Consider the following 22,785-nt stretch of genomic DNA (forward strand, 5'->3'; position numbering starts at 1 on the left):
AAGATTTTGGAAGTACAATGACAGATGTAAAAACGGCTATTATTTCTCGAGACGTCATAGAAAATGCATATACATACGACGAGTATCGTGAGTTAGTTGATAACTTACTTGAAAAGAATAAAACAACCGGCGAAAATCATTCCGATTCTATGCTGCACTACACCAAGATGAATGTGCACAGAATGAATCGCCTGGACCGCCGAACGGAATTAAAAGAGGAACTCGTCGAGAAACTGGAGCAATTGGATCGTTCGTTAACGTGGTTAATTCTTACTGAAGGCTGGTGCGGAGATGCCGGTCAAATAATTCCGGTAGTCCAGAAAATGGCGGATCAAACAAAAATGATCCAAACGCGGTTTATTTTAAGGGATGAACATCTTGAAATTATGGATCAATTTTTAACCAATGGCCGGGCCCGGTCAATCCCGAAGCTGATCTGCCTGGATTCAAAAACATTGGATCTATTGGGCGAATGGGGGCCGCGACCCGATGAAGCTCAAAAGCTTTTTGAAGACTTAAAAGATAATGACGAATACTCCTCGCGCGAAAAAGCGGAAAAACTGCACAAATGGTACGCCGATGACAAAACAGCTTCCGTTCAGGATGAATTTATTGCATTGATAGAGAAATGGGGAAACAGGGAATAAAATTAGATGATGTCTGAGTCGAGCCAATCGTTTTATAATCATGTTGCTCAAACCAGCGATGATCCGATGGGGCTTGAAATTGACCGGGCGGAAGGTCCGTATATCTATACAACGGATGGCAGAAAGTTTACAGATCTGATTTCAGGAATTGCTGTGAGTAGTCTTGGACATCGCCACCCGAGTGTGATAAAAGCGATTGAGAAACAGTTGGAGAAACATCTCCATGTGATGGTGTACGGCGAATTTATCCAGAATCCGCAGAGCAAGTTTGCTCAGCTTTTGTGCAATCAGCTTCCCAAAAAACTGGATCGTGTCTATTTTGTTAATAGCGGAACAGAGTCCGTGGAAGGAGCTCTGAAACTGGCAAAGAAGTTTACAGGCCGGAGTAAATTTGTAGCTTTTCACAACAGCTACCATGGGGATACTCACGGCTCGTTAAGTGTAACCGGGCGAGATGTTTATCGTGATCCGTATCAGCCACTTCTGCCAAATGTTCATTTTTCTGAATTCAATTCTGATACAGTATTTGATCTGATTGATGAGGAGACCGCGGCGGTTATCATGGAGCCGATTCAGGGCGAAGGCGGAATCATTCCTGCTGAAAAAGAATGGCTGCAAACAGTGAGGCAGAGATGCAATGAAACCGGATCACTCCTCATTTTTGATGAAATTCAAACCGGGTTTTTCAGAACAGGGAGTTTGTTTGCATTTGAGTTTTATAATGTAGTTCCAGATATCATCTGCCTGGCAAAAGCGATGGCAGGGGGCATGCCGATGGGGGCTTTTGTATCCTCATCCGAAATATTTGAGGTTTTCAAAAAAGATCCGCCGCTGAATCACGTGACGACGTTTGGCGGTCATCCGGTCAGTTGTGCTGCTGCTCATGCCAGTCTTCAAACGCTGTTGAGTGATGATTTTGGAGCAAAAGCAACCGAGATCGAAAACATCGCGAGAAACATTTTAAAAGGAGAGGGAATTGTTGAGGTTCGCGGACGCGGAGCCATGCTGGGACTTCAGTTACGAGATGCTGAACTCACCCAAAAAGTAGTTAAACACTGTTTTGAACAAGGCCTGATTCTCGGCTGGACGTTGCATTCAAATTCATTGATTCGAATCGCTCCGCCATTGATTATTGAGCGAATACTTCTTGAAGAATCTCTTCAAGTTATAAGGGAATCAGTATTAAATAATTTGTAATGCTCTTTCAGATCCAGAAATCTGTTTATCAAGCAATTCATTAATTCCACGTACCTGAAGAGTTACTTTTTATGAATTTTAGAATTGGAGCGGGTATATTAACTATGAATATTCGTGTTCAGGAAATGGTTTTATGGATCTGTATGAAAATTTTTTTAGCGTTATTTCTGCTCTGCAAAAAGAAAAAGTAGAGTATGTTCTGATTGGTGGATTTGCAGTGGTCCTACATGGATTTCCGAGAGCAACTCAGGATATAGATCTATTTCTCAAGCCCACAGAAGAAAATATTGCCAGACTAAGAAAAGCCCTTCACCAAGTGTTTGATGATCCGGCTATTCAGGAAATTTCACTAAATGAATTAAACAAGTATCCGGTTATTCGATATGGAACTCCGGATGGATTTTCGATTGATTTAATTGTTAATATCGGTGAAATGTTTTCGTATGATGATATTCAATTTGAACTGCGCAACATAGATGATCAGCCTATGAGAATAGCCACACCTCGTTCACTTCTTGAAATGAAAAGAAATACATACAGGGAAATCGATCAGCTTGACGTAAAATTTCTCCTGAAAAAAATTGAAAGAGAGGACAATGATGGGAATTGATAAATTCAGTTCGTTTGAACAAGCTCGCAGGGATCAATGGGTATTTTCGCCCGGAAAGGATTACTATAAAAAAATCCACAATTTATACCGATTTGTGTTTCGGCTCCACCCACCACAACATTCTAAGGGTCTTTTCAGATATCGCAGTATCGATGAGAAAAGAAAAGATTCTGACAAAATAAGTTATTAGAGAAAACGAAAGACGGGTTGATTACCAGAGTTTTAGCCCATACATTTTACATGTATAAAACATGTGTATGTTATGGAACCAATCAAAGGCAGAGGAAGTGCTCACAATCCTAAAAACAGATTTTTAGATACCCATCTTGAGTATGATGTGGATGAAGAGACCGGAGAGATCGAACGTCCGGATACGCAATTTCTGACTGATCACACTTCAGAAATCATATCAACCAACAAAAGCCCGGATATCTCATTTGATGTAAGCGTAAATCCCTACAGGGGATGCGAACACGGTTGTGTCTATTGTTACGCCCGGCCGACTCACGAATATCTTGGAATGAGCCCCGGGTTGGACTTCGAATCCAAAATTGTGGTGAAGTATGATGCGCCAAAACTCCTGCGGCAAAAACTGGCAGCGAAAAGCTGGAAGCCGCAAACATTGGTCATGAGCGGGGTTACGGATCCTTATCAGCCCATTGAAAAGAAACTTGAGGTTACAAGAGGCTGTATTGAAGTATTGGCGGAATGTAATCATCCGTTAGTTGTTATTACCAAGAACTACCAGGTTACGCGAGATATCGATCTGCTTTCTAAATTGGCTGAAAAGAATGCGGTAAAAGTAGTTCTGTCTATTACCTCTCTTGACAAAACGCTTACCGACACGATGGAGCCTCGTACTTCCAGGCCGAATCGAAGGCTTAAAGCTGTGCGTGAATTGACAGAAGCCGGAATTCCGGTGAATGTAAATATTGCACCGCTTATTCCCGGATTAACGGATGAAGAACTTGTACCCATCATGGAAGCATCGGCAGATGCTGGTGCTGAATCAGTTGCGGTTGTTCCGCTGAGATTGCCTTACGCTGTTAAAGATCTGTTTGTAAAGTGGCTGGAGGATCATCACCCCAATCGAAAAAAGAAGGTGTTGAACCGTATTAAAAATATGAAGGATGGAAAGCTGAATCGTTCGGAATGGGGAGAGAGATTTAAGGTTGACGGACCTTTTGGAGATCAAATTCGACAGCTTTTGCAAATTCACACGAAACGGCTGGGGTTAAATCAGAAGAATCAACCACTGGAAACCAAACATTTTAGGAGACCTTCCACAGATCAGCTCCGTTTATTTTAAGAATATGGTTGCTGCTTACAAACCATCAAAAAATTCTTATTTTTTATTAGTTTGAATGAGATGCAAACGCATATTGTTATATAATAAATGATAATTAAACCAAACTATTGATATGGCAGTTGAATCGACAATGCTGGAACTTGGAACCAAAGCCCCGGATTTTACACTTCACGATGTAGTCTCGGGCAGAACCTACAAACCTGCAGACTTTGAGAGAAACAGAGCTTTTTTAGTCATGTTTATTTGCAATCACTGTCCGTATGTGAAATTGATTAAAAAGCACCTTGTAGATTACGCTACAGATTACATGCCAAAGGATGTGGGGATTGTTGCGATCAGTTCGAACGATATTGAAAATTATCCTGAAGATGCCCCGGATAAGATGAAAGAGGATGCAGAGAAGTTTGGCTATCCGTTTCCTTACTTGTTTGATGAAGATCAGGAAGCTGCACACGCCTATAAAGCGGCCTGCACTCCCGACCTGTTTCTGTTTGATGAAAAGCAGGAGCTTTACTACAGGGGCCAATTCGATGATGCCCGTCCCAAAAATGGCATAGAACCTACCGGTGAAGACTTGAGGAATGCAACGGATCGTTTGTTGGCCGGTGAACCTGCTCCTGAAAAACAGATTCCCAGTATGGGTTGCAACATTAAATGGAAGAAGGGAAATGAGCCGGCCTGGTATGGTTAACGGTTTATCACTTTATGGGGAATAAAAACAAGCTTCAGAGATTTGAGGATATTGCTCGTTTTCAAAACGTGTTTGAATATACCGATTTTGAAGACGAGCCAACTCCGAAAGGAGAATGGCATAAAAAGATTTTTGAGAATGATAATTCTATTGTTCTCGAATTAGCCTGTGGAAAGGCCGAATACACCATCTATTTTGCTGAAAATAATCCCAATAAAAACTATATAGGGATTGATCTGAAGGGAAATCGAATCTGGAAAGGTGCCAAATACGCTCTGAATCAAGAACTGAATCATGTTCGGTTTATTCGAATGCTGATTGATCACCTTGAGGATTATTTTGAGAAGAGTGAAGTGGATGAAATCTGGATCACCTTTCCCGATCCGCATCCAAGAGGATCACGATCCAGGCAAAGACTTACCTCACCAAAATTTCTTGAGATCTACAGAAATGTTTTGAAACCCGGCGGTTTGATTCACCTGAAAACTGATTCAGATCTTCTCTTTAATTTTACACTTGAGACTATTGAGGAGGAGGGCTGTGAAATCATCAAAAAAGTAGATGACATCTATAAGGAGGAGCCTGATAACGAGCTGCTTACTCATAAGACATTTTATGAGAAAAAGCATCTGAAAGCCGGAAAAACTATTCACTACGTCAGTTTTACGCTGTAGTTGATTACTTTTACTCGTTCCGAAGCTCTGTACATGTTTAGCGGTTTAAGTCAAACAACCTGACAGAGCACCGTACTTTTCGGTTCCTGTCAGAGTTGTGGGATAAGGTATTCCCCTCGAAAATCGATCCATGCGACTCTGGCAGGAGCTATTGCCTGGCAGGACGCTAAACAGATACGAAGCTCTCGGAATGTCAAATAGAAGCTCCGCTTCTCGATAGTGAAAAGCCGGGAGAATTGAGGAGCTTCAGGGTCAGCGTTCCAAAGAAGACCTTTGGAACGAGTGACTTGTATGACGAGTTAAAATTTGATTAATACACTTCAATATTTGAAATCACGGGACTGGCTTTCGAATCCTCAATGTTGATTCGAATCCGATCAGTGGTTACCGGATCAATTTCAAGAATGCGTTTGTAGCCGATGGTGGTTTGATCAGCGACTTCTTGCCATTCGCCATCTTGCCACACATCAATGGAGAAAGATTGAACACGCTGGCCAAGCTGTATATATTCCTGCACCACTATATAATTGATCTCCCTGGGTTCGTCCAATATAACTTCAAGCTCGCCGGTTGAAATACCATCATCAGTAGCCCAGTAAGTTTCGTTATCTCCATCTGTGAGATGTTCAGGGGCATAATCTTCGTGTTCTCCCCGGTAAGAATCAGCCGTAGCTTCAGCATTTTCAGCAACATTTGTTTCGAATGTTTCATCCAGCATGCTTCTCCACTCTCTAAGAGCGGCAACATCATTTTCGTGGATCAGTCCACGTCTGTCGGGAGGAACATTCAGCAGAAGATTCGACCCGCGGCCAACGGAAGTCATATAGATATCAAACAATTCATCAGGTGTTTTTACAAGTGAATCTTCTTCGGGATGATAAAACCAACCGGGACGAATCGATACATCCACTTCAGCTGGTATCCATTTCTGGCCATCTTCCGATCCGGTTGCAAGCAGATCGTTAATTCCTGACTGACCTGCATAAAGCGTATCGTTGTTGATGGTATTCCAGTTGGTTTCATTCACAAATCCATGTTCGTTTCCAACCCAGCGAATATCAGGCCCGGCATCGCTGAAAAAGAGAACTTGTGGCTCGGGTTGCAGATCTCGAACAAACTCAATGGTTGTGGGCCAATCGTAGTAGGTTTGCCGGTCGATAGTTCGGGTTTCATTTGCACCGCCGTAATAACCATCACCGCCATTTGCGCCGTCGAACCACATTTCAAAAATAGGTCCGTAATTGGTGAAAATTTCTTCCAGTTGATTTCTGTAATAATCGATGTAAGAAGGCTCTCCATAATCAGCCCGGTTTCGATCCCACGGCGAAAGATAGACGCCGAATTTCATTCCATGTTCTCGTGCTGCTTCTGAAACTTCTTTTACCACATCTCCTTCTCCGTCTTTATAAGGGCTGTTTGCTACATCGTGTTCTGTATATTCGCTGGGCCAAAGGCAAAATCCGTCGTGGTGCTTTGCTGTTAAAATCACACCTTCAAAGCCAGCATTACTCAGGGTGGTCATCCATTGATCAACATCCATTTCTGTGGGATTAAAAATGGATGGACTCTCATCGCCATATCCCCATTCTTTATTGGTAAATGTATTGGTGGTAAAGTGTACAAACGCCAGGAGTTCCATTCTGTGCCAATCGAGTTGGGCTTCGGAAGGAACGGGGTATACGGGAGCCGGAGGAGCAACCTCTCCAACATCAGAGCTGCATGAACTGACAACAAAAAGAATTACAAATAGAAATAACGGTGTAGAAAATTTTTTCATTAAAACTATAGATTGGGTTTTTGGGATGTTCAAACATAAAAGATTTCAGAATGATAAAGAACAAAAATATCAATTCGTTTGATCTTAATGGCAGATAAACCTGAATGAGAATAGCATGTAAATATTGACATTAAACACAATTTTGATAATTTGTTAGAGTTAACTTAACACTGTTAACTTGATTGAAAAGATGTCACTAAGAACAGAAATATTAGAAGTCAGCCGGGAACTTTTAGTTGAGGAGGGGTTCGGAAAACTGTCGATGCGGAATATCGCAAAACGTGCAAATGTAACCGCAACAAGTATCTACCTTCATTTCGACAATAAGGATGATCTTCTCCTGGCTTTGATAGAAGAGAGTATTGAGCATTTAAAGGAAAAACTACTTGAGGAGATTGAGGACTCAAAAGATTTCATCCGGCAATTGGAGGATCTGGCAAGATGTTACATTCATTTCGCTCTTGACCATCCAAAAGAGTATGAAATTATATATATGGTTCGGCCGGAGGAGATGCCGGAGTATCCAAAAGAAAAATATCAACAAATTCGGAGTGCTTACGAATTACTGGCAGAGATTATTGAAAATGGAAAAAAAGAGCATTTGATTGATGTTGAAAATCCAATGATCAGTGCATATACCCTATGGGCTCAATTGCATGGGGTAGTTTCTGTTATTTTAAGTAAAAGACTCGATACCCGCATACCTCAAAAGAAATTTATCGATCAGGCAATTGATCACATTATTCAGGGATTTATCATACAAAAAACACCCGCATAACAGGAGGACATTATGGAAGCTTTATTGGAGCAACTCACTTTTTTTGAAGGAATATCCGGATGGATCGTTGGTGGATCTGTCATTTTCGTTCTATTGCTATTTGGATATACCGGCGCCCCGCTTTGGCTGTGGGCAATTGCAGGGCTGGCAGCCTTAACGGGACTTGGCGCTCCTACTTGGTTATTGGCTGTTTTTGTTGTGCTCGCTTTGATTTTTAACATCAAACCAATTCGGAGAGCGGTTCTATCCGGACCTTTAATGAATCTGTTAGAGAAGTTGAAAATACTGCCGGTAATCTCTGAAACAGAGCAAACGGCGATTGATGCGGGAACAGTTTGGGTAGAGGGTGAACTCTTTTCAGGTAAACCTGACCTGAAGAAGTTGAGGAAGGAGGAGTATCCCAAATTAACAGAGAAGGAACGAGCGTTTATGGATGGACCGGTAGAAGAGTTGTGTTCTATGGTGTCTGACTGGGATGTATTCCAGCGCCGCGGGTTTGATGAAAAAACCTGGGAGTATTTTAAGAAAGAAAGGTTTTTTGGATTGGTAATCCCTGATGAGTATGGTGGACATGGATTTTCGGCGAATGCCCATAGTGCAATTATTGCAAAACTGGCTTCGCGTTGTGGACCTCTGGCAACCACAGTAATGGTTCCAAACTCTCTGGGTCCTGCCGAACTGTTGATGCACTATGGAACCAAAGAACAGAAAGATCATTACCTGCCGCGACTTGCAAAGGGTGAGGAGATCCCATGCTTTGCATTGACGGAACCAAATGCCGGTTCGGATGCCGGAGCGATGCAGAGTCATGGTGAAGTTTTTAAAGGAGACGATGGCGAACTTTACATCAAGCTAAACTGGGAAAAACGGTACATCACGTTGGCAGCTATTTCAACGGTTATTGGTTTGGCGTTTAAGCTTTATGATCCAAAAAATTTGCTTGGAAAAGGCGAGGAGCTGGGAATTACAGCAGCGTTGATTCCAAGTGATACCGACGGAGTTGTTCTTGGAAAACGTCATGATCCGCTTGGAGTACCATTTTACAACTGCCCGATTCGGGGGAAAGATGTTGTGGTACCGATAAGTGCGATTATAGGTGAAGAAGACGGAGCCGGAAATGGCTGGCGAATGTTGATGGAATCACTTGCTGTGGGCCGCGGTATCTCACTCCCTGCACAATCCGTAGGCGGAGCAAAAACGGCAACCCGTGCTATCGGGGCATATGCTGCAATTCGTCAGCAGTTTGGCTTAAATATTGGAAAGTTTGAGGGAATTGAAGAGCCGATGGCCCGAATCGGAGGGTACACCTATCTGCTGGATGCGGCTCGAACCTACATCTGTGGAGCGCTCGATAAAGGAGCTAAGCCGGCCGTGGTTACAGCCATCGCCAAGTACAACTTTACAGAACTGGGGCGTGAAATTGTGAATGATGCAATGGATATTGTGGGTGGTTCCGGAATCTCGCGCGGGCCCAGAAATATTTTTGCCCATTCTTATATTGCGATGCCGATTGCCATCACGGTGGAGGGAGCCAATATTCTTACCCGAACACTGATGATATTTGGACAGGGTGCCATTCGCAGCCATCCGTATGCGCTGAAAGAGATTGAGGCGTTGATGAATAAAGACGTTAAAAAATTTGATAAAAACTTTTGGAAGCATATCGGTCATGCTGTACAAAATATGATTCGATCGATAGTATTGAGCGTGACAAGAGGCCGATTGGCGAGCTCGCCGGTTAGCGGATCTGCTTCAAAATATTACAAGAAGCTGGCTTGGGCATCGGCAACCTTCGCATTTATGGCGGATATTGCTCTTGGATCATATGGTGGTGCGCTCAAAATGAAGGAGAAACTCTCCGGCAGGTATGCGGATGTTTTAAGCTGGATGTTGCTTGCTACGGCTACACTTCGCCGGTATGAAATGGAAGAAAAACAGGAAGAAGACAAAATTTACTTTGAATGGGCGATGGAAGAAGCATTTTCCCGAATTCAAACCGCATTTGATGAGATCTATTCAGAGATACAAGTTCCTGGATTAAGTTGGTTGTTCCGGGGTCCTGTTGCACTTTGGTCGCGCATCAACAGGATCGGGAAGAAGCCATCCGACAAGCTTGGACATAAAGTGGCTCAAGCCATGCAAGTCCGCGGCGAACAAAGAGACCGAATTACGGATGATATCTTTATTCCGACAAGCCGGGATGAAGCGATTGGTAAATATGAATATGCACTCGAGTGGATTGAAAAATCCTATCCTGTTTATAAAAAACTATATAAAGCTACAAAAGCGAAGAAACTGGAAAAAGCTCATGTATTAAAACAACTCGACTCTGCTCTTGAGCAAAATATCATTACAGAAGATGAAGCCAAGATGGTTCATAAAACCGAGGAGGCACGATATGACACCATCTTGGTGGATGAATTTACGTTAGAAGAATACAAACGAAGTGCTGCGGATCCCAAGAAGCAAACAGGATTGGAAAAACCGGATAAAGATACCGTTCTCTTGTAAACTTTTACAGAGTTCCCAATCCCAACCCACAGGTCAGTACGACTGTGGGTTTTTTATAAATGTTCTAAATCATCGAGATCTTTATGCCTTCCGGATGATTTCTTATTCTTTTTCAACATAGTACGGTTGATCGTTTTTAATAGGTATATCATCCACGTGGAATAGTTTTTTTTTGGGAGTAGCAATCTCTAAAATTAACTTCATCTCCTGAGGTAATAAGAACAATCCTGAATGGTTCATTTCCAAGTTGAATGATTTGATCTGGTTTGGTGAAATCGTCAGTTGTAAGATTTAGGGAGCCAAAACCAAACTGAATTAAAACATCAATAACTTTCTATGCATTGCTGTGAGTTGGCTCAATCCAAAAATCAATATCTCCGGTGTACCTGGGATATCCGTGAAGAATTACTGCATATCCGCCAACAAGCAGGTAATTAACCTTTTTTTGATTGAGTAATTTTAAGAACTCTTTGAAGTCGTTGTTTAACATCGATTCCTTTTATTTGCATAAATTGGTGGCGCAATTTTTCTGCGGCGGCTAAACGCTCTTCGGGAGATTTACTGAGCCAATAGTCTTTTTCGTCTGCAATTTGGTTAGAATCATGCAAATCATAAATTCGAACTTTCTTATCCATAAGTACATGTTTTAAAACAAAATACAAATTTCATAGTTTTTGGCCGATATTGCTCTTGCTTTTAATATAACTTCTCAGCCTTCTCCGCGGATGTCAATATTCCCTTAATCATAGCCGAGCTAAAACCACCGTGTTCCATCTGGTTCAGGCCGGAAATGGTACAACCTTTTGGAGTGGTCACCCGATCAATCTCATACTCGGGGTGATTCTTCATCGAACCAAGAAGAGATGCCGCACCTTTTGCGGTTTGAGTAGCCATGGAGAGAGATTCATGAGAACTGAAACCAATTTCAATTCCTCCTTGAGAAGCTGCCCGGATCGCCCTGAGGAAAAATGCTATTCCACAAGCCACTAATGCCGTGGCCGAGGACATCTGGTCTTCCTGGATTACCAACGTTTCACCAACCGTATCAAAGATAGCTTTTGTGGTTTCAATAGTTCCGTTATCCAGTGATTCTGAACAGATACAAGTCATCGATTCACGAATGGCGATGGCTGTATTGGGCATGGCGCGAACTACCACCACTCCATCAGGAATGATCTTTTTGATGTCCGCTATCTTTGCACCGGAAACAACGGAGATCAAAAGATGTTTTTCGGGGTCCAATTCAGGCGAAATCTCTTTGAGAAGACCATCTAACTGGTGTGGTTCAACGCAGGCAATAAGGATGTCTGAACTTTTAACGGCTTCAATATTATCTGAGGTTACATTGTAACCTTTCTCTTTGTATTCACTGAGTTTATCGGTTCGTCGCCGTGTTAAAGTTTGTTGGGATGGCTTGAAGATTTCTGAAGCTGTCAATCCGTTGGCGATGGAGCACCCAATATTTCCGGCGCCCAGTATAGCAGTTTTTTTATCACTAAAATTCATTTTGATAGTTTTTTATTTTCGAGCAATGATTTAATAAAGTTACGAAATTGAACCAATCAATATTTCATGGATCAATTGTAATCATTCAAATTACATATGGTATTGGAACCAACTAAAGGAATAGATGTTCAATCTACAACCATGAAAGACCAAAAAATAGAAGAAAAAGTGGAAGCGCTTTTACAACTTTAATTGGAGAATTATAAAAAAATCTTGGTTACGGCCTAATGAATAGCTAAAATTAGGGTTATCTGCCTTTTGGGTGTTTGAATAAAAAATAAAGAATCTATGGTACACCCAACGGACCGCTTTGAGCGATCTGATAGGTAGAACCGTATTGGTAATTGCTTAATAGAAACCATTTTCATGAGGATTTTAAAATTTGGCGGGAGCTCGGTGGGATCACCGGATGCACTGCGTCGTGTCATATCTATTATAGAATCAAAGCAGAAAGATCGGCGCATAGTTGTGGTGGTTTCCGCTCTGCGTGGAATTACAGATCAATTGATTGAAACCGCAAGTCTTGCTGCTGCGGGTGATGAATCATTTGAGGACCGCCTGGAAGAGATTGACAAAAGACATATCGATACGATAAATGACCTGTTTCCGGTCAGTAAGAGAAGTGAAGTGATCACATCGTTTAAGTTATTACTGAATGAACTTGAAGATGTGCTCCAGGGAGTGTCTCTAATTCGTGAACTCACCAAAAAAACACTGGATTTTATCGTTGGATTTGGCGAGCGATTTTCTGCCCAACTCCTTTCAGCGGCTCTTCAAAATGAGGGAATGGATACTCTCTACACAGACACAAGGGATCTGATTAAAACCGATAAAAATTTTGGATCAGCCCGGGTGCTGACGGTTCAAACATTTCAAAATATCCAGAACTACGTTCAAGAGAATGATAATAACATTCTGGTTGCAACCGGATTTATCTCTTCAACTGAAAACAAAGAAAGTACAACGCTTGGCAGAGGAGGATCTGATTATACAGCGTCGATTTTTGGAGCGGCATTAAAAGCCGATGCTATTGAGATCTGGACCGATGTGGACGGTTTGATGACCGCTGATCCCCGGAAAGTAAAGAATGCGTTTTCTGTTGAATTTGCATCATACGAGGAAGCGATGGAGCTATCGCATTTTGGCGCCCGGGTTATCTATCCACCGACAATTCAACCTGCACTGAAATCCGAGATTCCGATTCTCATCAAAAATACCTTCAAACCGGAACATCCCGGAACGCAGATTAAGAAAGAGATCAAAGAAAGAGGCGGAATTATTCGTGGGTTATCCTCAATTGAAGATGTATCTCTGCTTACCATTAAGGGCAGCGGTATGATTGGGGTAACAGGAGTGGCTTCACGAATATTTGGGGCTCTGGCAGAGAAGAATATAAATATCATTTTAATTACGCAGTCCTCATCCGAGCATACCATTACATTGGCCGTGTTACCGGAATTTGCCGATGCTGCCAGGGAGTCCATTACCGAAGAATTTTCTGAAGAGTTTAAGGCAGAAATTATCGATGAAATTCGAATTGAAAACGACCTTTCTATAGTAGCTGTAGTGGGAGATAATATGCGTCAAATTCCCGGAATTGCAGGACGTGTATTTAATGCATTGGGTAGAAACGGTATTAATATTGTGGCGATTGCACAGGGTTCATCAGAACGAAATATCTCGTTTGTGATCGATCAAAAGAACGAGAAAAAAGCGATGAATACATTGCACGATGCCTTTTTCTTATCGGGAGTGAAAACGATGAATCTGTTCTTAGTCGGAGTTGGATTGATTGGAAGTACATTGCTGAAAATGCTGAGTGAACATGCCGAAGAGCTTTACAAAGAGTACCAGATTGATGTAAATATCAAGGGGCTCGCAAATAGCCGGCAAATGTTATTAAGTGAGGAATCGATCTCGTTTTCTGATTGGGAAGAGCATTTGAATAACGATGGCAAAGAGACCAATTTAACCTCTTTTGTAGAAGAGATGAAACAGATGAATTTGCCGAACAGCATTTTTGTGGATTGTACGGCAAGTCCTGAGTTAAAGTCGTTTTACAATGAAATTTTATCTGAAAGTATTTCAGTTGTAACACCGAACAAACTTGCAAATTCAACCAGCCAGGAGTTGTTCGATGAATTGCATGAAACGGCCAAGCAGCACAACGCTGCCTATAAATATGAGACGAATGTGGGTGCCGGGCTTCCGGTGATCGCCACAATCAATGAGATGGTAACCACGGGCGATCATATCCATAAAATCGAGGCGGTTCTCTCCGGTACGTTGAGCTATCTTTTTAACAGCTTTGATGACTCCGTTGGGTTCAGCGACCTGGTGAAGAAGGCGAAGGAGATGGGATACACGGAGCCCGATCCCCGGGAAGATCTTAACGGGTTTGATGTAGGCCGGAAACTGTTGATTCTGGCTCGTGTATCTGGTTATGAACTGGATTTTGATGATATTGAGATACAGAACCTGGTTCCTGAAGAAGCCCGGGATGCTGCAGATATTGATGAGTTTTTTGCGAAGCTGAAAGAGTTTGATGAGGAGTTCGAATCGATGTGGAAAGCAGCCGCCGATGAAGGAAAGAAATTATGTTATATTGCACGGTTTGAGAACGGAAATGCAGAAGTAAAACTGGAGACCATTGGGTCCGATCATCCATTTTACAACCTGTCCGGCAGCGACAATATTTTAGCGATCCACTCCTCAAATTACGATGAAAATCCGTTGGTTATCAAAGGACCAGGTGCCGGCGCTAAAGTTACCGCTGCGGGAATTATCTCTGATATATTGCGAGTGGCGAATACCAAGGCGTATAGCAATGCGGGGTTTTAGCTTCCCCTCTTGAGAGGGGAATGAGGGGTGTGTAAACTTTGAGACGTTTGGCCATCCCCCTTACCCCCTTCAAAGGGGGATATTTTACTTGTTCCGTAGCTCTGCTGCGGAACACTCAAATATGAAGCTCAGCTTCATGAAACATTGAATCATAGAAATGACAGCAATCAACTCAAAAAAAATCAAAGCGTTTGCGCCTGCAACGGTTGCCAATGTTGCCTGCGGGTTTGATGTACTTGGTTTTGCCATTCATGGTTTGGGAGATTTTGTAACGGCATCATTTTCTGATGAAACGGGATTGAGAATTACAGCCATTTCAGGCGATGATGGAAAATTGCCGAAGGAGATTAAAAAAAATACAGCGGGACTTGCGGCCCTTTCGCTATTACAAAAAGCAGGCCGAGAGAATGAAATTGGCATTGATCTCGAAATCGAAAAGAAGATGCCATTGGGCAGCGGACTCGGCTCCAGCGCAGCCAGTTCTGCCGCCGCTGTTTTTGCAGTGAATGAACTGCTGGGAAATCCATTTTCACGGAATGAACTTTTGCCATTTGCAGTGAAAGGAGAGCTCGCGGCCAGTGGTACGGCTCATGCGGATAATGTTGCAGCAGCGTTGATTGGCGGATTTATTTTAGTGAAAACGCATCAGCCGCCGGATGTAATTTCCCTGAATACACCTGATAAATTACACTGCACAATTATTCATCCCGAAATTGAGATTCAGACCAAAAACAGCCGCAAGATTTTAAAAAAACAGGTTTCGCTGGAGAAAGCCGTCACGCAATGGGGTAATTTAGGATCGCTGATCGCCGGACTTTATACCAACGATTATGATCTGATCGGCCGATCTCTGCATGATGAAATTATCGAACCGGTTCGCTCCGTATTGATTCCCGGATTTTCAGAAATGCAGAAAGCTGCACTTGATCACGGAGCACTGGGTTGCAGTATTTCCGGTTCGGGGCCGTCCCTTTTTGCGTTGAGTAAATCCAAAGAACAAGCCGAAGAGATTGGAAAAGCGATGGGGACTGTCTTGAAAAGTATCGGACTGGAATACAATCTTCATATATCAAAAATCAACACCGAAGGAGCATCTGTTGTACAGACTTGAGATGTGAGAAATTCTGAAATAGCGCGAGCGTCTCGCTCGTGCTTCCAATTTTGGTACCCTGAGGTTTCGGAGCACAAGCATATTAAGTGAAAAATCCATCCTGCAACTTGAACCCTGCATCCTGAAACATGAAATTCATAAGCACAAACGGACAATCCAAACCCGTAACCTTCCTCGAAGCAATGCGAAAAGGGCTGGCTCCCGATGGCGGTCTGTATATGCCGGAGGAAATACCTGTTTTACCTGATTCTTTTTGGAATTCATTGAAAGATCTGAGTTTCAATGAGATCGCTTTCGGGATGGCCAAACCCTTTTTCGGTGATGACCTGTCCGATAAAGAACTCCGCTCCGTGATTAAGGATGCATTCAACTTTCCGGTTCCGTTGACTGCTGTCGAAGAGGATAATTTTGTACTTGAACTATTTCATGGACCCACACTTGCATTTAAAGATTTTGGTGCTCGTTTTATGGCTCGTCTTTTCTCGGAAAATGCCCGAAAAGCTCAAGAGGAAGTGACGATTTTGGTGGCTACCTCCGGCGATACCGGAAGTGCGGTGGCTCACGGGTTTTACAAAGTAGAAGGTGTCCAAGTCTGTCTCCTGTTTCCAAAAGGAAAAGTAAGCAAATTACAGGAACAGCAGATGGCAACGCTCGGAGAGAACGTAACTGCTTTGGAAGTAGAGGGTGTTTTTGATGATTGCCAGCATCTTGTGAAGCAGGCATTTACAGATGATGAGTTGAATGCTAAAATGCAGTTGAGTTCGGCAAACTCTATCAATATTGCCCGGTTATTACCACAATCGTTTTACTATGTGTACGCGGTGAGTGAACTTCAGAAGCAAGGAATTGAAAACCCGGTTTTCTCTGTGCCAAGTGGAAATTTTGGAAACCTGACGGGCGGGCTGCTGGCAATGAAAATGGGAATGCCTGCCAAACATTTTTTGGCCGCTACGAATGTAAATGATGTAGTTCCTGAATATCTGAAAGGAGAAGAATTTCAACCAAGAGATTCTGTTCAAACCATCTCCAACGCGATGGATGTGGGAAATCCAAGTAATTTTGCCCGAATAAAATACCTGTTTAACAATTCAGATTCTGCAATTCGAGATCAGATCACCGGCTATTCCTACACAGATGAAGAGACCCGCGAAACGATCCGGCTAATTTATGATAAGTACAAATATCTTCTTTGTCCGCATACAGCTATTGGGTATCGGGCGGCCAGAGAATCTCAAGCAGAAAAAGGAGAGAATGCCGCGACTGTGACACTCGCCACAGCACACCCGGTTAAGTTTCGTGATGTAATTGAGCCGGAAATTGATCAAGAGATAGAAGTGCCGGAGCGTTTGAAAGTTTGGCTTCAGAAAGAGAAGAAGTCAACAACGATTGGGAGTGATTTTAAGGGGTTTAAGGATTTTTTGATGAATCGGGATTAGCTTCTTTTTCTCGCAGAGTTGCGCTGATTTAGCGCAAAGTTTCACAGATTTTTTTGTTTAAAATCTAAGATAGTACAAGTGTTTTGTACGTGCTGAAAATCCATCTCTTCAAAAAAACAAAGAGTTCATGAAAGGGGCACAAGTGGGACACTTGCGCCAGCTCTTTTCTTCTTTGTGCTCTTGGTAAAAGATAGCGCAAGCGTCTCGCTTGTGCTGCAAATCCATCTCTTCAAAAATCTATCCTGATCAAGGAAACTTTAGCGTAGTTGACAAAAATTTAAAATCAAGAGGCAACCCTTTTCTCTTTTTTGCTGTATGGACAAGTAAAGGAAGGACAAAATAGTGAATTACACTACAGATTTCCTTTTACTAATCAAATGCAAAAATGAGGAAAAGCATGATATTTTTTAAGAATAGTACTTCGAGATTTATAAAAGTTTTAGTTGTAGGAATCTTAACTGTCGCTGGAATTACTTTCACCGGTTGCAGCGACGACAGTAGTGGCCCCGACGATGAAGAGAATTATTTACAAGTTACTTCCACTCAATCTCACGGAAATATTCTTACGGATGCAGAGGGGAATGCCCTCTATTTTTTTGCACCTGATGTAAAAGGCGAGAGTCAATGCGAAGGCGAGTGTATTGCCAACTGGCCTGTATTTTTCTCGGAAGATGCGGAAGCGGGGAACGGTCTTGATGTAGCCAACGTAGGTACCATAACCAGGGCAGATGGTTCATCACAAACAACATATCGCGGGTGGCCTCTATATTATTTTGCAAATGATAATCAGGAGGGTGATGTTAACGGTGATGGTATAAATGGTGTATGGTTTGTAGCCAAAACCGACTATTCTCTCATGATAGCCAATGCTCAACTGGTTGGGGAGGATGGCAATAATTACACAAGTGATTACGAAGTAGGCGAAGGAAATACTACATATTTTACCGATGCCGAGGGAAGAACTATCTACAGTTTTGCCTTTGATGTATCAAATACTAATAACTTTACCGAAGAAGATTTTAGTAACAATGGTGTTTGGCCCATTTTTTACACAGATATAGAATCACTGCCCAACGGAATGGAGAAAGATAATTTTGGTGAAATTACTGTCCACGGTGAAGAACAGCAACTCACGTATAAAGGTTGGCCTCTCTACTATTTTGGACAGGATATCGATCGCGGAGATACGAAAGGTGTCAGTTTTCCCAAACCGGGTATATGGCCTGTAGTAAATATGGGTGTTCAGGAAGCACCGGAACCAGAATAATACCGGAGTTAAAAAATACTTTTTGAAAATATTCAGAGGCAACCATTTACTGTGTTCTGATCTATTATTAAATAGAAGCAGGATTTAATTGCTTTAATCATAACCACATAATTACCTGTAATCCAAACGTCTTGCTGAGCCAAATCATTGACGGTTGCCGCAGAAGGGACCGAAAAAATCAAAAAGAGCTGTACCAGATGTTTTATGCTTACGGGATGAGCATTACGATGCGGTATGCTGATTCCCGGGACAAGGCTGCGGCCGTTTTGAATGATGCGTTTATGAAAGTGTTCGAAAACATCAAGAAGTACGACCGGCACCGGCCGTTCAAACCGTGGCTGCGTAAGATTATTGTGAATACGGCGATCAACCATTTCCATGCCAATAAAAAGTACGAGAACTGGGAAGGGCTTGAGGAAAGTGGTGCTGATATGGGCCGAGAGGAAACTATTATCAGCGGCCTGACTTATGATGAAATTATTGAAATGGTTCAGAAACTCAGCCCGGCTTACAGAACAGTTTTTAATCTCTATGTGATTGACGGATTTAAACATAAGGAGATTGCTGAGTTGCTGGGAATCTCGGTGGGAACGTCGAAATCGAACCTGCATAAGGCAAAAAAGAATCTCAGGGCTATGCTGGAAAAAAACCTAATGTAAACAATTATGAGCGACGAACAGAATCATAACGATCCTCTTGAACGGCTTTTCAGGAAGAAAGCTGAGGAGTACAATATTTCGTACAGAGAGGAAGACTGGCTGAAGCTGGAGAAGCAGCTCGATGCCCGGGATATGAAGCTCTACTACCGGCGCCGTTTGCGATGGCTGGCGGCTGCGGCCATACTGATTTTTTCTCTGATTGGGTATTACACCGTTCAAAATCACAATAAAATCAACGAGCTTACGGAGCAGTTGAACCAGAATGAGGCGGTTGAGCAAAATGATCAGCCTCTGAGTTCCAATAGCCAGGGGGATACTGCGATAGCTGAAAATCAAATAAATGAGTCGGCAGGTGGGACTGAGGGTGTTCAGGAAAATGAAGATACTGTGCCAGGGAATGTGGAGTGAAGGTGCCGGACAAGATGAGCAGCGAAATGCGATTGTGAATGATGAACCGGGAGCGGCTTCTACCAAAGAGCAATCTGAAGCAGATCAGTCTGGAAATTTCCCGCGAGGAGCATTTGCAGAAGCAACAGAAACCATTCAACAGAAACCAGTTGATCCACATCAATTTTTTGAAAACCGTGCTTTGATACCGGAATTTGTCAGATTTAAAAATCAATCCGCAGAAGTAAGGAAGCAAGGTTCTGGCTTCGCATATCAACCCATCAATACTGACTCGAATGGAGGTTCGAGTGCGATTCAGCGAATACCGATTGCAGCGACTAACAGTTTTTCCGGTACACAATCAAAAAATAAGGCAGGTTCACGAATAGCGGTTGGAGTTGTGCTTTCTCCCGATTTGAGTACAGTGGACGGAGTTTCCAATTTTGATACCCCGGGATTTAAGGGGGGAGTATTGGCAGAGTATTCACTTTCTAAACATTTTTCACTGATTAGCGGTGTAGCCATTTCTAATGTAAAGTATAAGGCAAACGGGAGTGAATATAATCCACCGCAAGCCTGGAATAATGGTGTGATGCCCGATCAAACTTCCGCTATGTGTGTGATTTTAGATATCCCTGTCAGCCTGAAGGCAAACCTGTTCAATTTCGACCGATCCCGGATTTTTGCAACTGCGGGTCTGTCCTCCTATATCATGATGAATGAGGATTACCAGTTTCAATACGATGGTAATCCGGCGGGTATGGAGAATTCATGGAGTGAGGCGACTGGGACGCGTCATTGGTTTAGTAATGCCGGTTTTTCCATTGGAATAGAATACGATCTATCGCCAACCTGGTCGATCCGGGCGGAACCCCATCTCAAAATTCCCCTGAAAGGTGTAGGCTGGGGAGATGTTGAACTCTATTCGATGGGCAGTTTTGTATCGCTGAATTACCGATTCGGCAATCTATAAAAATCTAAAATTAATCTGCTAATTCCGAAATCCATTGAACTATGAAATCAAAAGACAGCTTCTTCAAAAACTTTAATATTAAATCAATTAGCCGGCTGCAATGCTGTATTGTTAAATCTTTAAAAAAGTATAGTCAATCAGGTAGCCACAAAAACACGAAATCACAAAATTATTTGTGTTTTTGTGTGGCCTCTTCTCAGATGGGCTATTAAAATTGATTGATCCTGACGCTATATAAATTTACTGGTTACTACAGTAGCTCTTTTTTTCGCTGGAAATGGATAATCTCAATTAATCTCAATAGAAAAATGAATAAAAAAACTAAACGATTTACAATTTCACAATTACTCTCTACGATACCTTTTTGGGTAATTTCGCTATCGTTGATTTTAATGACTGCCTGCAGCGACGGAGGAAGTACTGCTCCAAACAATAATGATAGTAATACGGGCAATAATAACAACAATAATAATGAGATTGGGTTGGAACCGACATTTACAAACGTAGTGCAGATCTTCACTCAAAATTGTGGGTCTTGTCACATCGGGGGATCTCAAAATGGTGTACGGCTGGATAGCTATGAAAATGTGATGAATAGTGTGGGCGATCAATATGGAACTGAAGTCGTTCAGCCTGATAATGCAGATGCAAGTCCGCTCGTAGATAAGATTGAACCCAATCCGCAATTTGATTCGAGGATGCCGGAAGGAGGTCCTTTTTTGTCCTCAGACAGAATCGATCAAATTAAAGAATGGATTAACCAGGGTGCGGAAGATAATTAGAAATCAAAGGATCAATATTATGAGATTATTAGCCCTGTCAGTCGTTGTTGTAACCCTGATTTTCTCATCAGAAGTTCAGGCCCAATCCTATATCACGGAAACCGGTCATGTAGAGTTTACCTCGAGCGTGCCACTGCATTCATTTACCGGGACATCCGATCATTTGACTGGTCTTATCGATTTTGACGAGAACCTGGTCGATTTCTATATCGACTTGAAAACACTGGATACGGGAAATGGCAAGCGTGACCGGGATATGTACAGCACGCTCGAAACGGATGAGTTTCCGTTCGCTGAATTTACAGGTACGCTCCAATCGTCATTTGACCTCGCATCCACAGATGAGCAAAATGTAACTGTAGCAGGTGATTTTACGATCCATGGTGTTACTCATTCCATTGAGGTAGATGGTTCTCTTCAACATCGGAATAATACGCTAAGCCTGGAGGCTTCGTGGATTTTAAACCTCAATGATTATGAGATTGAACCTCCGGGCATTCTGTTTTACCGGGTGGATGAAAAGATTGAAATTCGAATTGACGCACAACTTGAACCTCAGGATAATGAATCAAATGAAATGTAATTCCATCGTTTTTTTGATTGCTGGAATATTTCTTTTTCTGCCAGCACTTTGTAATGCTCAACTGGAACGTGAGCGGGTGGTCACCTCATCACCTGTTGAGGATACGTTCTGGGCTACAAAAAATGTGGGCATTAGCACCACTGTAAATCCCTCCGGGAAAGATCTGCACTCATCTGTTCTTCACACATTTGGCCTTGTAGATGGCGGTATTGACCGGTTCTTCGGCCTGGATGATGGTGCAAATACAAGACTTGGATTGATATACGGTATTACGGACCGTGTGTCGTTAGGGCTGGGACGTATGACATTCAGGAAAGTGGTGGATATCTCAACGAAGATAAATCTGCTCAGGCAACAAACAGATGGCTCCGTTCCGGTAAGTGTTGCTGTAAAAGGAGCAACCGGAATTTCAACGCTTTCCGGAATTGGATTGGAGTTTTCGGATCGATTGAGCTATTTCACATCCGTCATGATTGCAAGAAAATTCAATGGTTTTTCACTTCAGCTCAGCCCAATGTATTCTCATTTTAACCGGACTCCCGGACAAGCCCAAAAGGATCTGTTAGGCCTTGGTATATTGCTGAATGTAGAGTTAAATGAGCGGTATGCATTGAGTGGAGAGTATCTGCCGGTATTTGGAGATCGGAATCCCGGAACGGATGATGCAATGGCCATTGCGCTGAACATTAATACCGGCGGGCATGTGTTCCAGATCTTTTTTGCCAGTTCCCAGTGGCACAATGAGCAGTTTATTATGGCAAATAACAGAGATCGATTTTGGGAGGGAGATTTTCGATTTGGATTTAATATCCACCGGGTATTTGGCCTCGGTGGACAATAGACGAGCCTTGGTGCTGGGAAATAAATCAGTCCATAGATTTGTATTTCCCAACGCGACCTCCGGAGGTGAAACTCCGGGGGTTGATTTTTTTGACATTGTATTTTTTAATACTGGTATAAAATATTATTCAAATCTCTTTTCGCTTAGTGTTTGAAATGCGTTGCAATGGTAAGAAAAATACAATGTCTGGGGCGCGGAAAGCTCT

General features: G+C 42.5%; 22 protein-coding genes. 18 read left to right on the forward strand and 4 right to left on the reverse strand.

Annotation, left to right across the window (positions count from 1 at the left end; genetic code table 11):
* Window positions 1-17: 17 nt before the first annotated feature.
* The 6 genes from U5K72_20460 to trmB all read left to right on the forward strand — a co-directional run bounded on the left by U5K72_20460 (window position 18) and on the right by trmB (window position 5,128).
* Window positions 18-647, forward strand: a complete 630-nt coding sequence (locus U5K72_20460; GenBank protein ID MDZ7721207.1) for a thioredoxin family protein — start codon at window positions 18-20, stop codon at window positions 645-647.
* Window positions 648-653: 6 nt separating this feature from the next.
* A complete protein-coding gene (locus U5K72_20465) occupies window positions 654-1,844 on the forward strand; it encodes an aspartate aminotransferase family protein (protein ID MDZ7721208.1) in 1,191 nt (396 codons plus the stop codon).
* Window positions 1,845-1,977: 133 nt separating this feature from the next.
* Complete coding sequence (locus U5K72_20470; GenBank protein ID MDZ7721209.1) at window positions 1,978-2,454, forward strand: nucleotidyl transferase AbiEii/AbiGii toxin family protein; 477 nt, start codon at window positions 1,978-1,980, stop codon at window positions 2,452-2,454.
* Between the two features lie 262 nt (window positions 2,455-2,716).
* Window positions 2,717-3,763, forward strand: coding sequence for a PA0069 family radical SAM protein (locus tag U5K72_20475; GenBank protein ID MDZ7721210.1), 1,047 nt, complete (start codon window positions 2,717-2,719; stop codon window positions 3,761-3,763).
* Window positions 3,764-3,875: 112 nt separating this feature from the next.
* On the forward strand, window positions 3,876-4,454 hold the full coding sequence (locus U5K72_20480; GenBank protein ID MDZ7721211.1) for a thioredoxin family protein: 579 nt from the start codon (window positions 3,876-3,878) through the stop codon (window positions 4,452-4,454).
* Window positions 4,455-4,468: 14 nt separating this feature from the next.
* Window positions 4,469-5,128 carry a tRNA (guanosine(46)-N7)-methyltransferase TrmB gene (trmB, locus tag U5K72_20485; GenBank protein ID MDZ7721212.1) on the forward strand — a complete coding sequence of 220 codons (660 nt, stop codon included), beginning with the start codon at window positions 4,469-4,471 and terminating at the stop codon, window positions 5,126-5,128.
* A gap of 310 nt (window positions 5,129-5,438) precedes the next feature.
* On the opposite strand, the gene U5K72_20490 is transcribed toward trmB, so the two are convergent.
* The gene (locus U5K72_20490; GenBank protein MDZ7721213.1) at window positions 5,439-6,905 is read right to left on the reverse strand and encodes an alpha-L-fucosidase; all 1,467 of its coding nucleotides are present in this window, start codon (window positions 6,903-6,905) and stop codon (window positions 5,439-5,441) included.
* A 190-nt stretch (window positions 6,906-7,095) separates the two neighbouring features.
* Between U5K72_20490 and U5K72_20495 the strand changes: the two genes are divergently transcribed.
* Window positions 7,096-7,683, forward strand: coding sequence for a TetR/AcrR family transcriptional regulator (locus U5K72_20495; GenBank protein MDZ7721214.1), 588 nt, complete (start codon window positions 7,096-7,098; stop codon window positions 7,681-7,683).
* Between the two features lie 12 nt (window positions 7,684-7,695).
* The gene (locus tag U5K72_20500; GenBank protein MDZ7721215.1) at window positions 7,696-10,194 is read left to right on the forward strand and encodes an acyl-CoA dehydrogenase; all 2,499 of its coding nucleotides are present in this window, start codon (window positions 7,696-7,698) and stop codon (window positions 10,192-10,194) included.
* A 102-nt stretch (window positions 10,195-10,296) separates the two neighbouring features.
* Here U5K72_20500 and U5K72_20505 read toward each other — a convergent pair whose 3' ends face one another.
* The 3 genes from U5K72_20505 to proC all read right to left on the reverse strand — a co-directional run bounded on the left by U5K72_20505 (window position 10,297) and on the right by proC (window position 11,700).
* The gene (locus tag U5K72_20505) at window positions 10,297-10,434 is read right to left on the reverse strand and encodes a hypothetical protein (protein ID MDZ7721216.1); all 138 of its coding nucleotides are present in this window, start codon (window positions 10,432-10,434) and stop codon (window positions 10,297-10,299) included.
* A gap of 194 nt (window positions 10,435-10,628) precedes the next feature.
* Window positions 10,629-10,829, reverse strand: a complete 201-nt coding sequence (locus U5K72_20510) for a hypothetical protein (GenBank protein MDZ7721217.1) — start codon at window positions 10,827-10,829, stop codon at window positions 10,629-10,631.
* 61 nt (window positions 10,830-10,890) lie between these two features.
* Window positions 10,891-11,700, reverse strand: coding sequence for a pyrroline-5-carboxylate reductase (gene proC, locus U5K72_20515; GenBank protein ID MDZ7721218.1), 810 nt, complete (start codon window positions 11,698-11,700; stop codon window positions 10,891-10,893).
* Window positions 11,701-12,066: 366 nt separating this feature from the next.
* Between proC and thrA the strand changes: the two genes are divergently transcribed.
* The 10 genes from thrA to U5K72_20565 all read left to right on the forward strand — a co-directional run bounded on the left by thrA (window position 12,067) and on the right by U5K72_20565 (window position 22,580).
* Entirely contained in the window at window positions 12,067-14,541 is a 2,475-nt protein-coding gene (gene thrA, locus U5K72_20520) for a bifunctional aspartate kinase/homoserine dehydrogenase I (protein ID MDZ7721219.1), read from the forward strand.
* A gap of 157 nt (window positions 14,542-14,698) precedes the next feature.
* A complete protein-coding gene (locus U5K72_20525) occupies window positions 14,699-15,652 on the forward strand; it encodes a homoserine kinase (GenBank protein ID MDZ7721220.1) in 954 nt (317 codons plus the stop codon).
* 128 nt (window positions 15,653-15,780) lie between these two features.
* On the forward strand, window positions 15,781-17,088 hold the full coding sequence (gene thrC, locus U5K72_20530; protein MDZ7721221.1) for a threonine synthase: 1,308 nt from the start codon (window positions 15,781-15,783) through the stop codon (window positions 17,086-17,088).
* A 397-nt stretch (window positions 17,089-17,485) separates the two neighbouring features.
* Complete coding sequence (locus tag U5K72_20535) at window positions 17,486-18,355, forward strand: hypothetical protein (protein MDZ7721222.1); 870 nt, start codon at window positions 17,486-17,488, stop codon at window positions 18,353-18,355.
* Between the two features lie 131 nt (window positions 18,356-18,486).
* A complete protein-coding gene (locus U5K72_20540) occupies window positions 18,487-19,014 on the forward strand; it encodes an RNA polymerase sigma factor (GenBank protein ID MDZ7721223.1) in 528 nt (175 codons plus the stop codon).
* Between the two features lie 6 nt (window positions 19,015-19,020).
* Window positions 19,021-19,422: a hypothetical protein gene (locus tag U5K72_20545; GenBank protein ID MDZ7721224.1), complete on the forward strand. Its 402-nt coding sequence runs from the start codon at window positions 19,021-19,023 to the stop codon at window positions 19,420-19,422.
* Complete coding sequence (locus U5K72_20550) at window positions 19,391-20,374, forward strand: outer membrane beta-barrel protein (GenBank protein ID MDZ7721225.1); 984 nt, start codon at window positions 19,391-19,393, stop codon at window positions 20,372-20,374. The genes U5K72_20545 and U5K72_20550 overlap by 32 nt, the downstream gene beginning before the upstream one ends.
* Window positions 20,375-20,682: 308 nt before the next feature.
* Window positions 20,683-21,156, forward strand: a complete 474-nt coding sequence (locus tag U5K72_20555) for a cytochrome c (protein ID MDZ7721226.1) — start codon at window positions 20,683-20,685, stop codon at window positions 21,154-21,156.
* A 19-nt stretch (window positions 21,157-21,175) separates the two neighbouring features.
* On the forward strand, window positions 21,176-21,739 hold the full coding sequence (locus U5K72_20560) for a YceI family protein (protein MDZ7721227.1): 564 nt from the start codon (window positions 21,176-21,178) through the stop codon (window positions 21,737-21,739).
* Window positions 21,729-22,580 (forward strand): DUF5777 family beta-barrel protein, encoded by an 852-nt coding sequence (locus U5K72_20565; protein ID MDZ7721228.1) that lies wholly within the window; start codon window positions 21,729-21,731, stop codon window positions 22,578-22,580. Before U5K72_20560 ends, U5K72_20565 begins: the two co-directional genes overlap by 11 nt.
* Window positions 22,581-22,785 lie beyond the last annotated feature (205 nt).

The organism is Balneolaceae bacterium, assembly GCA_034521495.1.
Lineage (GTDB): Bacteria > Bacteroidota > Rhodothermia > Balneolales > Balneolaceae > Rhodohalobacter.